12 protein-coding genes and 1 tRNA gene are annotated in these 12,455 nt (G+C 61.3%); 8 read left to right on the top strand and 5 right to left on the bottom strand.

Annotated features, from left to right (window positions below; genetic code table 11):
* Nucleotides 1-62 precede the first annotated feature (62 nt).
* Nucleotides 63-503: a hypothetical protein gene (locus tag ACXYMO_RS02740; protein WP_458877117.1), complete on the top strand. Its 441-nt coding sequence runs from the start codon at nucleotides 63-65 to the stop codon at nucleotides 501-503.
* Between the two features lie 2 nt (nucleotides 504-505).
* Here ACXYMO_RS02740 and ACXYMO_RS02745 read toward each other — a convergent pair.
* The 4 genes from ACXYMO_RS02745 to pdxH all read right to left on the bottom strand — a co-directional run bounded on the left by ACXYMO_RS02745 (nucleotide 506) and on the right by pdxH (nucleotide 2,354).
* Nucleotides 506-582 (bottom strand) — tRNA-Pro (locus tag ACXYMO_RS02745).
* 43 nt (nucleotides 583-625) lie between these two features.
* Nucleotides 626-1,087 carry a DUF192 domain-containing protein gene (locus ACXYMO_RS02750; protein ID WP_458877119.1) on the bottom strand — a complete coding sequence of 154 codons (462 nt, stop codon included), beginning with the start codon at nucleotides 1,085-1,087 and terminating at the stop codon, nucleotides 626-628.
* 2 nt (nucleotides 1,088-1,089) lie between these two features.
* Nucleotides 1,090-1,626, bottom strand: a complete 537-nt coding sequence (locus ACXYMO_RS02755; RefSeq protein WP_458877120.1) for a cold-shock protein — start codon at nucleotides 1,624-1,626, stop codon at nucleotides 1,090-1,092.
* A 122-nt stretch (nucleotides 1,627-1,748) separates the two neighbouring features.
* Nucleotides 1,749-2,354, bottom strand: a complete 606-nt coding sequence (gene pdxH / locus ACXYMO_RS02760) for a pyridoxamine 5'-phosphate oxidase (protein ID WP_458877122.1) — start codon at nucleotides 2,352-2,354, stop codon at nucleotides 1,749-1,751.
* A gap of 129 nt (nucleotides 2,355-2,483) precedes the next feature.
* Here pdxH and fabI point away from each other — a divergent pair, with 129 nt between their 5' ends.
* The 7 genes from fabI (at nucleotide 2,484) to ACXYMO_RS02795 (ending at nucleotide 10,603) form a co-directional block, all read left to right on the top strand.
* Nucleotides 2,484-3,290, top strand: a complete 807-nt coding sequence (gene fabI / locus ACXYMO_RS02765; RefSeq protein WP_458877123.1) for an enoyl-ACP reductase FabI — start codon at nucleotides 2,484-2,486, stop codon at nucleotides 3,288-3,290.
* Between the two features lie 4 nt (nucleotides 3,291-3,294).
* Nucleotides 3,295-3,798, top strand: a complete 504-nt coding sequence (gene gpt, locus ACXYMO_RS02770) for a xanthine phosphoribosyltransferase (protein WP_458877124.1) — start codon at nucleotides 3,295-3,297, stop codon at nucleotides 3,796-3,798.
* 124 nt (nucleotides 3,799-3,922) lie between these two features.
* Nucleotides 3,923-5,098, top strand: a complete 1,176-nt coding sequence (locus ACXYMO_RS02775) for an aminotransferase (protein ID WP_458877125.1) — start codon at nucleotides 3,923-3,925, stop codon at nucleotides 5,096-5,098.
* An 85-nt stretch (nucleotides 5,099-5,183) separates the two neighbouring features.
* Nucleotides 5,184-7,028: a peptidyl-prolyl cis-trans isomerase gene (locus tag ACXYMO_RS02780; protein WP_458877126.1), complete on the top strand. Its 1,845-nt coding sequence runs from the start codon at nucleotides 5,184-5,186 to the stop codon at nucleotides 7,026-7,028.
* A gap of 11 nt (nucleotides 7,029-7,039) precedes the next feature.
* A complete protein-coding gene (gene trpE / locus ACXYMO_RS02785; protein ID WP_458877127.1) occupies nucleotides 7,040-8,551 on the top strand; it encodes an anthranilate synthase component I in 1,512 nt (503 codons plus the stop codon).
* 220 nt (nucleotides 8,552-8,771) lie between these two features.
* Nucleotides 8,772-10,025 carry a PQQ-dependent sugar dehydrogenase gene (locus ACXYMO_RS02790; protein WP_458877128.1) on the top strand — a complete coding sequence of 418 codons (1,254 nt, stop codon included), beginning with the start codon at nucleotides 8,772-8,774 and terminating at the stop codon, nucleotides 10,023-10,025.
* Nucleotides 10,022-10,603, top strand: a complete 582-nt coding sequence (locus ACXYMO_RS02795) for a c-type cytochrome (RefSeq protein ID WP_458877129.1) — start codon at nucleotides 10,022-10,024, stop codon at nucleotides 10,601-10,603. Before ACXYMO_RS02790 ends, ACXYMO_RS02795 begins: the two co-directional genes overlap by 4 nt.
* Nucleotides 10,604-10,681: 78 nt before the next feature.
* Here ACXYMO_RS02795 and ACXYMO_RS02800 read toward each other — a convergent pair whose 3' ends face one another.
* Nucleotides 10,682-12,388, bottom strand: a complete 1,707-nt coding sequence (locus ACXYMO_RS02800) for a divergent polysaccharide deacetylase family protein (RefSeq protein ID WP_458877130.1) — start codon at nucleotides 12,386-12,388, stop codon at nucleotides 10,682-10,684.
* Between the last annotated feature and the right edge of the window lie 67 nt (nucleotides 12,389-12,455).

Genomic DNA, 12,455 nt, shown 5'->3' on the forward strand with positions numbered 1-12,455 from the left:
CGACTCGCAGGTAAAAAGATATGTGCCCGTATCGGCACAGTTTTAAATCGGAGATTCCGTCAATGCGCCTCACCGCCCTCCTCAGTCTTGTGGTTCTGGGGGCCTGCGCCACACAAGATGTAGCGCAAACCAAAAGCGTGGCCCGATTTGACGGCTATCCCGACATGCTGTTTGCCGCACTCGAATCTGCCTGTTCCGCCCCGGCCGATACGTTCCGGCGCCTGTCGCGCAACAGTGTTGAATGCCGTTCGTACATGCCGCCGCAGGCAACGGCCAACGCCATCCTGAATTACGACGGAACCCCCGAAGATTTGCCACAGCTGGTATTCAAGGTGGATGCGACGCCGGAGACCCCCGGCTATTCCGTCACGTTTCAGGCTTTCCTGAACGTTCCGCAAAAATCCGGGCCGGCTGTGAAGGTCATTCACAGCAGCCCAGCCATCACGAGAAAGATGAATGCCATTCTCAGCTCTGCCGGGGGCGTGCCCGAACCGGCAGTTTGACTTGGTCGGGACGGTAAGATTCGAACTTACGACCCCCTGTACCCAAAACAGGTGCGCTACCAGACTGCGCCACGCCCCGGACCGAGGGCCTGTCTAGTCGGCGCAAATGGATTTGAAAAGCCCTAACAGGGCCAAATCGCAGGTCCGCCAGAAAAAACCGGATGGCGCAGTTGGCTGCCCACCCCGATTCCATAGCTGCGGGCCAGCCCGGCGTTGATTTCCAGCACTGCGTAAACGTTCTGGCCACCCTCGATCGTCGTTAAATCGCCGGGCACGGCGTCGTGATGCACCCGTGTGACAACGCCGCTGCGATCAACAAACACCATATCCAGCGGAATCAGGGTATTCTTCATCCAGAAATTCGCCCGTTGCGGTGCGTCATATACAAACAGCATGCCGGCATTGCGGGGCATGTCCCGGCGAAACATCAGCCCCCGGGACCGCTCTTCGACGTCATCGGCGATTTCGACGCTGAAGCGGACCTGCCCCCAGTCGCCGCGCAACTGCACCGAGTCGAGCGCGCATTGCGCCTGCACCTGCGCAGCCCAGAAAACCCCCAGACCTAGCGCCAGCCAGAATCGCAAGGTCAGCCCTCGTCTTTGGTGTTCGCGAATTCCCAGGCCTGAACTTCGGCCGCCATGCGCCCGCGTTTTCCGTCGATGACCCGCATCGCCAGTGCTTCGCCCGGTTGGAGATCGGCCAGACCCGACTGGCGCAGAACCTCGATATGAAGGAACACGTCTTCGGGACGTCCGAACACATTGGCGAACCCGAACCCCTTGCCCTTGTCGAACCATTTGACGCGGGCAGGTTCCAGCGGCTGGTCCCGCAGCGTCGCGGTGTCGATGTCAACAAAATCCGTCAACACCGGTGTATCTTCGCGATCCGGCGGCGTGATGGAGATCACTTCGACGGCCTGTACGCCCCGGTCCGTGCGATGAATCACAACTTCGATCCGGGCACCGTCGGCGACCGAACTCTGTCCAAAATTGCGAAGGACATTTACGTGCAGCAAAATGTCGGGGCCGCCCTCATCCGAGACGACGAAACCGAACCCCTTGCCGGGGTCAAACCATTTCACCTGCCCTTGCACGTGATGCATGCTGTTCAAATCGTCTGCCACCAATCACCCGATGTTCTTGAGCTCACGTTTTAGTTAACTCTGATCTGCTCGAATTTACGAGTGGATTTCAAGTAGAAAAAAACTTTCACTTTCAATAGATTGCGTTTCACGTCACGTGAATGTCAAGGGCTGAGTCGTTGAATTTGCCAGTCTGACGCGGGGTGGCGTCGGCGCCAGACGAACCTGTCATGCAGCCGAAATGCCCCATCTGCCCAGAACTCGATTTCGCTCGGAACGAGACGATATCCGCCCCAGAATGGCGGCCGTGACGGGTGGGGTCCGTGGCGCGCGGTGACCTTGGCCACTTCGGCCATCAGGGCCGCGCGGCTGCTCAGCGGCTGGGACTGGCGGGACGCCCAGGCGCCCAGCCTGCTTTTCAGGGACCGTGACGCGTAATACTCATCCGCCAGCGGCCCGTCTTCGCGGCTGATGTCGCCGCGAACACGCACCTGCCGGCGCAAGGATTTCCAATGCAGGACAAAGGCCGCCTTGCCCGCGCCTTCCAGTTCCTGCGCCTTGTGGCTTTCGTAATTGGTATAGAAAACAAAGGCCGCCGGTTCGATTTCCTTCAGCAGCACCATGCGCACATTTGGCAAGCCATCGGCATCCACCGTCGACAGGGCGATGGCGTTGGGATCGTTGACTTCGCTTTCCCCCGCCTCGTCCAGCCATCGCTGCGCGATTTCAAACGGATCGTTGCCCGCAAAAATGCCGTCACGGTCGCTCATCTTCGTCCCTTTCGTTTGCGGTTTTACGCTAGGTTGGCATTCCGTTGGCCGCAAGACCGCGCGCACTTGATGCGTCGTAATCAATCGCCTAAACGTCACGGAACTTCGCATTCAAAGGGTGGCGACTTCATGTCAAATCAACTGATGGCCGGCAAACGCGGTCTGATCATGGGCCTGGCCAATGACAAATCCATCGCATGGGGAATCGCCAAGGCCTGTGCCGATGCCGGTGCCGAGCTTGCGTTTTCCTATCAGGGTGAGGCGCTCAAGAAACGCGTAGACCCGCTGGCCGCGCAACTGGGGAGCGAGATCGTCCTGCCCTGCGATGTCGGGGACGAGGGTTCCATCGACGCCCTTTTTGACGACTTGCAAAAACGCTGGGGCAAGCTGGACTTTGTCGTTCACGCCATCGGCTTTTCCGACAAGAATGAACTGCGCGGGCGTTATGTCGACACCTCGCGCGCCAATTTCCAGTTGAGCATGGACATTTCGGTCTATTCCTTCACGGCCGTGGTTCAGCGCGCCGAGAAGATGATGACCGATGGCGGCTCCTGTCTGACGCTGACCTACTATGGCGCCGAACGCGTCATGCCGCATTACAATGTCATGGGGGTCGCCAAAGCCGCGCTTGAGGCGTCGGTCCGTTATCTGGCCGAGGATCTGGGCAAGGACGGCATTCGCGTCAATGCGATCAGCGCCGGACCGATCAAGACGCTGGCCGCCAGCGGCATCGGTGATTTCCGGTATATCATGAAGTGGAACGAATATAATTCGCCCCTGCGGCGCAACGTGACCATCGACGATGTCGGCGGCTCGGCCCTCTATCTGCTTTCCGAACTGGGCGGCGGTGTCACGGGCGAAGTATTGCACGTTGATGCCGGGTATCACGTCGTCGGGATGAAGGCGGTGGACGCCCCCGACATGTCGAAAGGCTGAACCGATGACCGACCGCCTGCCCCACGAAAAAGGGTTTCACGTCAGCTGGGATCAATTGCACCGCGATGCGCGCGCGCTGGCTTGGCGTCTGGATGGCAAGGGACCCCATAACGGCGCCTGGAAGGCCGTTGTTGCCATCACCCGCGGCGGCATGGCCCCGGCGATGATCGTCGCGCGCGAACTCGACATTCGCACGGTCGATACGATCAGCGTCAAAAGCTATGACCGGCAGGACCGGGCCGAGGCCGTGGTGCTGAAACACCCGGACGAAGAAATGATGGGCGACGGGACCGGCATTCTGGTCGTGGACGATCTGGTCGACAGCGGCAAAACGCTGGAGCTGGTGCGCAAGCTGTATCCCAAGGCGCATTTCGCGACGGTCTATGCCAAACCCAAGGGCGAACCGCAGGTCGATACCTTTATCACCGGGGTCAGCCAGGACACCTGGATCTTTTTCCCGTGGGATATGGCGCTGCAATATGTCGAACCTTATCGCGGGACCGACTGATCACCAGCCGCCCCACCCTTGCACGTTCTGATCAGGCCGGAGTTTTGCGCTTCGGCCTGTTTGCATCTTTTCCTCCGCGGCGACCGTTGCTAGCGTTCTGCACTGACCGCTTCGGAGCGCCTGAATGACCCAATCCCGTACCGCTGCCACCTTTGCCCCGCCCATCACTGCCGCCCGGCGTTGGCTGGACGGGGTGGATTTCCCGTCGGACCGGCCGCTGATCAACGTGTCCCAGGCCGCCCCGGTCGCCGCGCCCCCCAAGGCGCTGCGCGAACATATTGCCGAAGTCGCGCTGACCGACGATAGCGCCCATCTCTATGGACCCGATCTGGGGCTACCGGCCCTGCGCCAAGAATTGGCCCGCCAGACCGGCGCGCACTATGCGGGCACAGTGACCCCCGATCAGGTTGCCATCACGTCCGGCTGCAATCAGGCCTTTGCCGCCGCGATCAGCGCACTGACCGGTCAGGGGGATGAGGTCATTCTGCCAACCCCATGGTATTTCAATCATAAAATGTGGCTGGATATGTCCGGCGTCACGTCAGTTGCCCTGCCGACGGGGGCCGGCATGCTGCCTGACCCGGACCAGGCGGCGGCGCTGATCACACCACGCACGCGGGCGATTGCGCTGGTTACACCCAACAACCCGGCGGGCGTCGAATACCCGGCCGATCTGGTGCGCGCCTTTTATGATCTGGCCCGCGATCGGGGTATCCGCCTGATCCTCGACGAAACCTATCGCGATTTCGACAGCCGCACCGGTGCGCCACATGATCTGTTTTCCGACCCGGATTGGGACCGCACCCTTGTCCATCTTTATTCCTTCTCCAAGGCCTATCGGCTGACCGGCCATCGGGTTGGTGCCTTGATCACGGCGCCCGCGCTGCTGGATGAGGTCGAAAAATTCATCGACACAGTCACCATCTGCCCCAACCAGATCGCGCAGCATGCCGCGCTGTGGGGGATGCAGAACCTGTCGCAATGGCTGGCTGGTGAACGCCAGGAAATTCTGGACCGGCGCGCCGCCATTACGCAGGGATTCCCAGCGCTGGACACTCAGGGCTGGAAGCTACGGGGCCTTGGCGCCTATTTCGCCTATGTCGAACATCCCTATGACATGCCCGCCGATCAGCTGGCCCAACGCCTGGTGAGCGACGCCGGGGTCCTCCTGTTGCCGGCCACCATGTTCGTTGCCCCCAATGATCCGACCGGACAACGCCATTTACGGATCGCGTTTGCAAATCTGGACCGGGACGGTATCGCAATGCTTTTTGATCGCCTCACATCACTGACTTATTAGGCAATCATCGGACCTTGCCCCCCTGTTGCGCGCATAATAGACAAGGGCGCAATCAACGGCAGATCATCGCCAGCAAGGGGGCACCATGGCCGCACGCGTCAAAAGTTTTTCCAAGACCTTTGTCTGGATCATTATGGGCCTTCTCATCGTCGGTCTGGCCGGCTTCGGTGCGACCAACATGGGCGGCACCATCCGCACCGTGGGCAAGGTCGGCGATCAGGCGATCAGCGTCGATGACTATGGCCGCGAACTGCAGCGCCAAATCCGCCAGTTCGAGGCCCAGACCGGGACTGCGCTGCCGATGGAGCAGGCCCGCGCATTGGGGATCGACCGGTCGGTTCTGTCCAGCCTGGTGACGATTGCCTCTCTGGATCACGAAACATCCGAACTGGGCCTGTCGATCGGGGATGAAAACCTGCAACGCGAAATCCTGGCAGTGCCGTCGTTTCAGGGGATCGATGGCAAATTCGATCGCGAAACCTATCGCTTCGCCCTCAATCAGGCCAACGTGAGCGAGGCCGAATTCGAACAGGATCTGCGCGCTGAATCCGCGCGCACCCTGGTTCAGAACGCCATCACCGCCGGCGTGCGTACCAGCCCGGCGCTGGCCGACATGTTTACGGACTATGTCGCCACGCGGCGCAGTTTCACCTGGGCCCTGATGGGTGAAGATGCGCTTGAAACACCGGTCGCAGAACCTGACGATGCGGCCTTGCAGGCGTATTACGATGCAAACCCCGATCAGTTCACACTGCCGGAAACCAAAAAGCTGACATATGCCCTGCTGACCCCCGCCATGATCATGGATCAGGTCGAACTGGACGAAGCTTCGGTGCGCCAGCTCTATGACGAACGCCGCGATGAATATGAACAGCCCGAACGCCGCCTGGTTGAACGTCTGGTGTTTGCCGATCAGGAGGCCGCCGCCAGCGCGCAGGCCCAGCTTGAGGTCAACGGCACAACCTTCGAGGCCCTGGTCGAAGATCGCGGCCTGTCCCTTGGGGATGTCGATCTGGGGGACGTGACCGTCGAAGATCTGGGCGAGGCCGCTGATGCGATCTTTGCCGCTCAGGTGGGCGATGTCGTCGGCCCGCTGCCGTCGTCGCTGGGCCCTGCCCTGTTCCGCGTCAACGGCATGCTTGCCGCCCGCATCACTACCTTCAAAGAGGTCGAAGGCGAGCTGCGTGACGAGCTTGCCGGTGCGGCCGCGGCCCGGCTGATCGAAACCAATGCAAACGGGATCGACGACCTGCTTGCCGGTGGCGCGACGCTGGAAGAGCTGGCACAGGAAACCGACATGGAACTGTCCACGCTGGACTGGACCACCCAATCGGATCAGGACGCCGCCGCCTATGCCGGGTTCAACGACGCTGCGGCCCAAGCCACCACCGACGATTACCCCGAGGTGAAATTCCTGGAGGATGGCGGCATCTTTGCCCTGCGCGTGGATGAGGTTCTGCCGCCGCGTCCCGAACCGTTCGAACAGGCCCGCGAACGCGTGGCCGAGGCCTGGAGCGCCGATCAGGTGCAGCAGGCGCTGACCGCGCGCGCCAACAAAATCGTGGCCGACCTTGCCACCAATGGCGATTTCACGAACACGGGGCTGGAATTCAAGGTCGAAAACGGCCTGACCCGGACCGCCTTTATTGAACGGACCCCGCCGAATTTCATGAACGAGGTGTTCGAGATGGCCATCGGCGAACTGCGGGTCGTACAGTCCGAAAACGGTGTGATCATCGTGCGCCTCGAAGACGAATTGCCGCCCGAGGAAACCGGCGAACTGGTCAACATGCGCAATGCGATGCAGATCCAGCAGGATCAGGCATTGGCGCAGGCGCTGTTCGCGGCCTTTGCGCGTGATGCCCAGCTGCGCGCGCGCCCACGCATCGATGAACGCGCGCTGAACGCGGTTCAGGCCTCGTTCCAGTAAGGACAGGATTGATGGCCCTGACCCCGGACTTTGACAGTTTTGCCCGCGCCTATGAGGCCGGGGAAAATCAGGTTGTCTACACCCGCCTTGCCGCCGACCTGGATACGCCGGTATCGCTGATGCTGAAACTAACCGGCGCGCGCAAGGATGCGTTCATCCTTGAATCCGTCACCGGGGGCGAGGTGCGCGGCCGCTATTCGATCATCGGCACCAAGCCTGATCTGATCTGGCGCTGCCGGGGCGAAGAGTCCGAGCTGAACCGGTCGGCCCGCTTTGACCCCGACACGTTCGAGGCACAGGCCGGCAATCCGATGGATAACCTGCGTGCCCTGATCGCGGAAAGCCGCATCAACCTGCCCGCCGATCTGCCACAGGCCGCCGCTGGTCTGTTCGGGTATCTGGGCTATGACATGGTGCGCCTTGTCGAACACCTGCCCGATGTGAACCCCGACCCGCTGGGCCTGCCTGATGCGGTGATGTTGCGCCCCTCGGTCGTGGCGGTTCTCGATGGCGTCAAGGGCGAGGTGACAGTGGTGTCCCCCGCCTGGGTCAGCGACGGGCAATCTGCCCGCGCCGCCTATGCGCAGGCCGCAGAACGGGTGATGGACGCGGTGCGCGATCTGGACCGGGCCATGCCCGCCGAAACCCGCGATCTGGGCGAAGCGGACGACATCGGCCCGCCAGTGTCGAACTTTACCCACGAGGGGTACAAACAGGCCGTTGAAAAGGCCAAGGAATACATCCGCGCCGGAGATATCTTTCAGGTCGTTCCCTCGCAACGCTGGACACAGGATTTCCCCCTGTCGCCCTTTGCGCTTTATCGCTCCCTGCGGCGTACGAACCCGTCGCCTTTCATGTTCTATTTTAATTTCGGTGGTTTCCAGGTGATCGGTGCCAGCCCTGAAATCCTTGTGCGCGTGTTCGGAAACGAGGTGACGATCCGCCCCATCGCAGGCACCCGCCCGCGCGGCGCGACGCCCGAAGAGGACCGCGCGCTTGAGGCCGATCTGCTGGCGGACAAGAAAGAGCTGGCCGAACATCTCATGCTGCTTGATCTGGGCCGCAACGATACGGCGCGCGTGTCCAGGATCGGCACGGTGCACCCTACCGAACAGTTCATTATCGAACGCTATTCCCATGTGATGCACATCGTCAGCAACGTGGTTGGCGAACTGGCCGAAGACAAGGATGCGCTGGATGCGTTTTTTGCCGGGATGCCCGCAGGTACGGTCAGCGGCGCGCCCAAGGTGCGCGCGATGGAGATCATTGACGAGCTGGAACCGGAAAAACGCGGTGTCTATGGCGGCGGCGTCGGATATTTCAGCGCCGGTGGCGACATGGACATGTGCATCGCCCTGCGCACGGCCGTGGTGCAGGATCAGAAGCTTTATATCCAGGCCGGTGGCGGTGTTGTCTATGACAGCGATCCCGAGGCCGAGTATCAGGAAACCGTGCATAAATCGAACGCGATCCGCCGCGCGGCGGCCGATGCGGCCCGGTTTGATCACGACGGAAACCGCTGACCCGCCGGATTGGCGACCATTTTCCAGCGCCCGGCATCCGGTCAAATGTTCCCCGATGGCCAGGCAAGCCGAAACATGCGTTCTGCTCCGAACCCACAAAGCCTTGAATTACAAAAGGTTTTCCCAAGAAGCAAACCGGCCTACGACTTTTGGTTGAATTGACCAAAGGGCAACGCATTCTGACCATGCCGGCGCGATATCGCAAAACTGGGAGGAAACGATGAAAAAATTTCTATTGGGCAGTGCCGCGGCACTGATGATGTCCGGAGCGGCCCTGGCGCAATCCGCCAATGTTCCGGACAATCTCGAAAAGCTCGGGAATTTTCAAACGACCGGCGTTACAGAGTTCACGTTTATCGACCAACAGGGTGCCTATGCCGACGGGATCCGGGAAACCCTGAAACGGATTAACCTGCCCGACGGGTTCAAGATCGACCTTTATGCGGTCGTTCCCGATGCCCGCCACATGGCGGTGGGGCCGCAGGGAATCGTCACCTTTGTCGGAACGCGCAAAGACAAGGTCTGGTCGGTGACTGACCGCAACAAGGACCGCGTGGCGGACGAGGTCAAGGATTTCGCCCCGTCGCTGACCTTTGCCATTCCCAATGGCCCCTGCTTTTCTAAGGACGGATTTCTTTATATTGCCGAGCAAAACCGCGTCTTGCTGTTCCCCGCAGCGGAATTTTTCTATGAAAGCCCCGATGTCGCGGCCTTCAACCTTGTGGCCAAGGGCGATCTGATCCCACCAGATGAAGAAAGCTATAACCATACCGCGCGCGTCTGCAAAATCGGCCCGGATGGCAAGATCTATATCTCGCTGGGTCAGCCGTTCAACGTCGCGCCCAAGGAAAAGATGGAGAAATACAAGAAACATGGAATCGGCGGTATCATCCGGATGAATACCGACGGCACCGGACGCGAGGTGTTCACATACGGTGTGCGTAATTCGGTTGGCCATGACTTCCATCCCGAAACGGGTGAACTGTGGTGGACCGACAATCAGGTCGACGGGATGGGCGATGGCATTCCCCCCGGCGAAATCAACCACCAGACCGCAGCGGGCCAGCATTTCGGTCACCCGTGGTTCGGTGGTGGCAGCGTTCGCACCAATGAATATGCCAACGAAGAAGTGCCCGTCGACGTCGTGATGCCCGCGGTGGAAACCGATGCGCATGCCGCCGACCTTGGAATGTCGTTCTATAGCGGGAAAATGTTCCCCGCCGAATACAAGAACGCCATTTTCTCGGCCCAGCACGGGTCGTGGAACCGCACGGATCCGATTGGCGCGCGGGTGATGGTCACCTTCATCGATGAAGAAGGCAACGCGACCACCAAACCCTTTGCCGAAGGCTGGCTGAACGAGGATGGCGAATACCTGGGCCGTCCCGTCGATATCGCGCAGTTGCGCGATGGCTCGATCCTCGTCTCGGACGATCTGGCCGGGGCCATCTACCGGATCAGCTACGGCGAATGATCCGGGTCCTGACATTGGTGCTTGGCGGTCTGATGATCGCCAACGCCGCCCCCGCCAGCGATATGCCCGAGGGCGATCGCGCGGCGGGGCGCAAACTGGCCGGTCAATGCCGTACCTGCCACGGGTTGGACGGCTATGCCAAAATTCCGATTGCCCCGCATATCGGCGGCGAACCGGCCCCCTATCTCGTCGCCCAACTGACCGCCTTTCGGGAGGGAACGCGCGAACATGAAATGATGAGCGTCGTCGCCCGCGGCTTGACCGATCAGAATATTGCCGATCTGGCCGCCTGGTTTTCCGGACATACGGCAACCCCGACCCTGTCCGCCGATCCCGAGGAAGCGCCAGATCTGTGCACAGCCTGTCATGGGGCGGATGGTATCGGTCTGGCCGAGGACGTGCCGAACCTCGCCGCGGAAACGAACATTTACATCGACACGCAACTCAAGGCGTTTCGCAGCGGCAAGCGCACGCATGACATCATGTCCGACATCGCCGCCGACCTGAGCGATGCCGACATCCGCGCGGTCGCAGATTGGTACGCCGCCATCGGCCTGAAGATCGAAATGGTCGAATAGTCCCGCAAAAAAGCAAAACGGCCCGCGCGACTGCGGGCCGTTGTTGTTCCTTTGGCGCTAAGGCGGAAAATGGGCGCCTCAGTTGCCCGCGACCGATTTCTCAAGAACCGCCGAGACCGGGGCCAGCGCCACGCGCGCGGCACGGTCCTGCAAGCCCCACAACAGCAGCGCCGAAACCGTATCGGGCCGCACACGGCCCATCATGATGACGGCCCCCTCCTGCCCGGCGCGGAATGCGGCCTGATCCAGGAAACGCCGCATCACGGATGGCGATTGTTCGGCGCCGTCAAAGTCCCGAAAGATCGGCGCAGCCCGCACACCTTCGCGCACGGCCAACTTTTGCACTGTGTTCAGACCATTGCCCTGCGTGATCAGACCGCGCCCGGTACTGCCGGCAAAGGCCGTGACCTGATCCGACAGGGTCCGGTTGCCCTGAATGCCGGTTCCGGTTCCCTCGAGCATGCCCACAGTTTCGGGCAGCGCCTCAAAGCTGGCTGCAAGGGCCACCTCGGCATCCTGGGCGGTGGCATTTTCCGGCAGGTCGATCAGGGCCACAACTTCGAACCCGGATTCACGATGGCGCGCCATTTTCTCGGCCGCGTCGGGCGCATTGGGATCGACCGCAAAGGTCAGCGGATAGGGAAAATCGCGCAGCGCCTCTACCCCGATGGCATCCTTATCGTCGATCAGCAGAATTGACATCAGTGGGCGATTTTCGGGGTTCTCGAACGGAACGGCGTAGCGTTTCAGCGGCTCAACACCGTCGCCGCCCTCTGCCGCTTTCACCGGTTCCACCGGAGCGACGGCGGTGATCTGACCGGGTTTGTCGCGTTCGGTCAGGGGGACGACACGCTTACCGATCTGGGGGCGCAAAACGTCCGTCGTTTCGTCATCCGTGTCCCCTTCTGGCAAGGCACTGATTTGTGGCGGCTGAAAACTTTGGGCCGGCTCCGCTTCGGGGTCTTCTGCCTCGGCTTCGGGCGCAACGCGGGCAATGACCACCGGTTCGGCCTCTGGCGCGCTGGTGTCCTCGTCCGCGACCTGATCGGACGCCGCCGGTGCATCGCTGATGTCCGGTGTGCCTGCCATTTCGGTCTCGGCCTCTTTCGGCGTTTCCGTCACGGCCGGTTCTTCGGCAACCGGTTCTTGCGCTGGTTCGGTCGAGGCCACAGGCAGGCTTTCGGTCGCGGGCGCGCTGACCACCGGCGCGACGGAGTCGGTTTCGTCGCGCGTCGGATCCGTTTTGGCAGCGATCTCGGGCGCGGCACCGGGCGCATCTGCCTGTTTGCCAAATTCGGTCAGTGTTTCGTTCAGTGTGGGCACCTCGGGGCGGTCCGGATCGTCCTGCGCCACACCCGCACTTGGGACCACGTCGGGCACCTTGGGCGGCTCAGCAGCAGCAGGAACACTGACCGGTGCATCGCCGTCGACCTGAACCTGCGCCGTTTCGGGGGGCTGTTCCGGTTCCGACATGGTCGCCATTGATTCGCTGACATCGGGCTGTTCGGCACTGGTGGTGTCGGCCGTCTCCATCGCCGTCAGTTGGTCGGCTTCATCGCTGACCGCCTCGGGCGCTGCGGGGGCTGCATCCACCAGATCGGCATCCGGTGTTTCAGTGACAGCGACATCGATGTCGGGCGCCTCGTTCACCTGGATGTCGGCAGTTGCGGGGGCTGTGCTCCCTACCTCGGGCCTTGGAGCCAAGGGGGTCAGCAACGAAAAAACGACCACGCCAATGGCGGACACGACACCGCCCCAAATCACTCCACTCAAAAAACCACGCATGAATATCCTGCCTTTTTCAAACTGCCCTATTCCCGCAACTGCCGTCTCGGCGGCCTTGATTGCGGAT

It is taken from the genome of Arenibacterium sp. CAU 1754, assembly GCF_054482635.1.

Excerpts from the sequence above, each read along its gene's own strand:
- fabI (WP_458877123.1), top strand. The coding sequence starts at position 2,484 with ATGTCAAATCAACTGATGGCCGGCAAACGCGGTCTGATCATGGGCCTG.
- ACXYMO_RS02780 (WP_458877126.1), top strand. The coding sequence starts at position 5,184 with ATGGCCGCACGCGTCAAAAGTTTTTCCAAGACCTTTGTCTGGATCATT.
- ACXYMO_RS02740 (WP_458877117.1), top strand. The coding sequence starts at position 63 with ATGCGCCTCACCGCCCTCCTCAGTCTTGTGGTTCTGGGGGCCTGCGCC.
- gpt (WP_458877124.1), top strand. The coding sequence starts at position 3,295 with ATGACCGACCGCCTGCCCCACGAAAAAGGGTTTCACGTCAGCTGGGAT.
- ACXYMO_RS02775 (WP_458877125.1), top strand. The coding sequence starts at position 3,923 with ATGACCCAATCCCGTACCGCTGCCACCTTTGCCCCGCCCATCACTGCC.
- trpE (WP_458877127.1), top strand. The coding sequence starts at position 7,040 with ATGGCCCTGACCCCGGACTTTGACAGTTTTGCCCGCGCCTATGAGGCC.
- ACXYMO_RS02795 (WP_458877129.1), top strand. The coding sequence starts at position 10,022 with ATGATCCGGGTCCTGACATTGGTGCTTGGCGGTCTGATGATCGCCAAC.
- pdxH (WP_458877122.1), bottom strand. The coding sequence starts at position 2,354 with ATGAGCGACCGTGACGGCATTTTTGCGGGCAACGATCCGTTTGAAATC.
- ACXYMO_RS02800 (WP_458877130.1), bottom strand. The coding sequence starts at position 12,388 with ATGCGTGGTTTTTTGAGTGGAGTGATTTGGGGCGGTGTCGTGTCCGCC.
- ACXYMO_RS02790 (WP_458877128.1), top strand. The coding sequence starts at position 8,772 with ATGAAAAAATTTCTATTGGGCAGTGCCGCGGCACTGATGATGTCCGGA.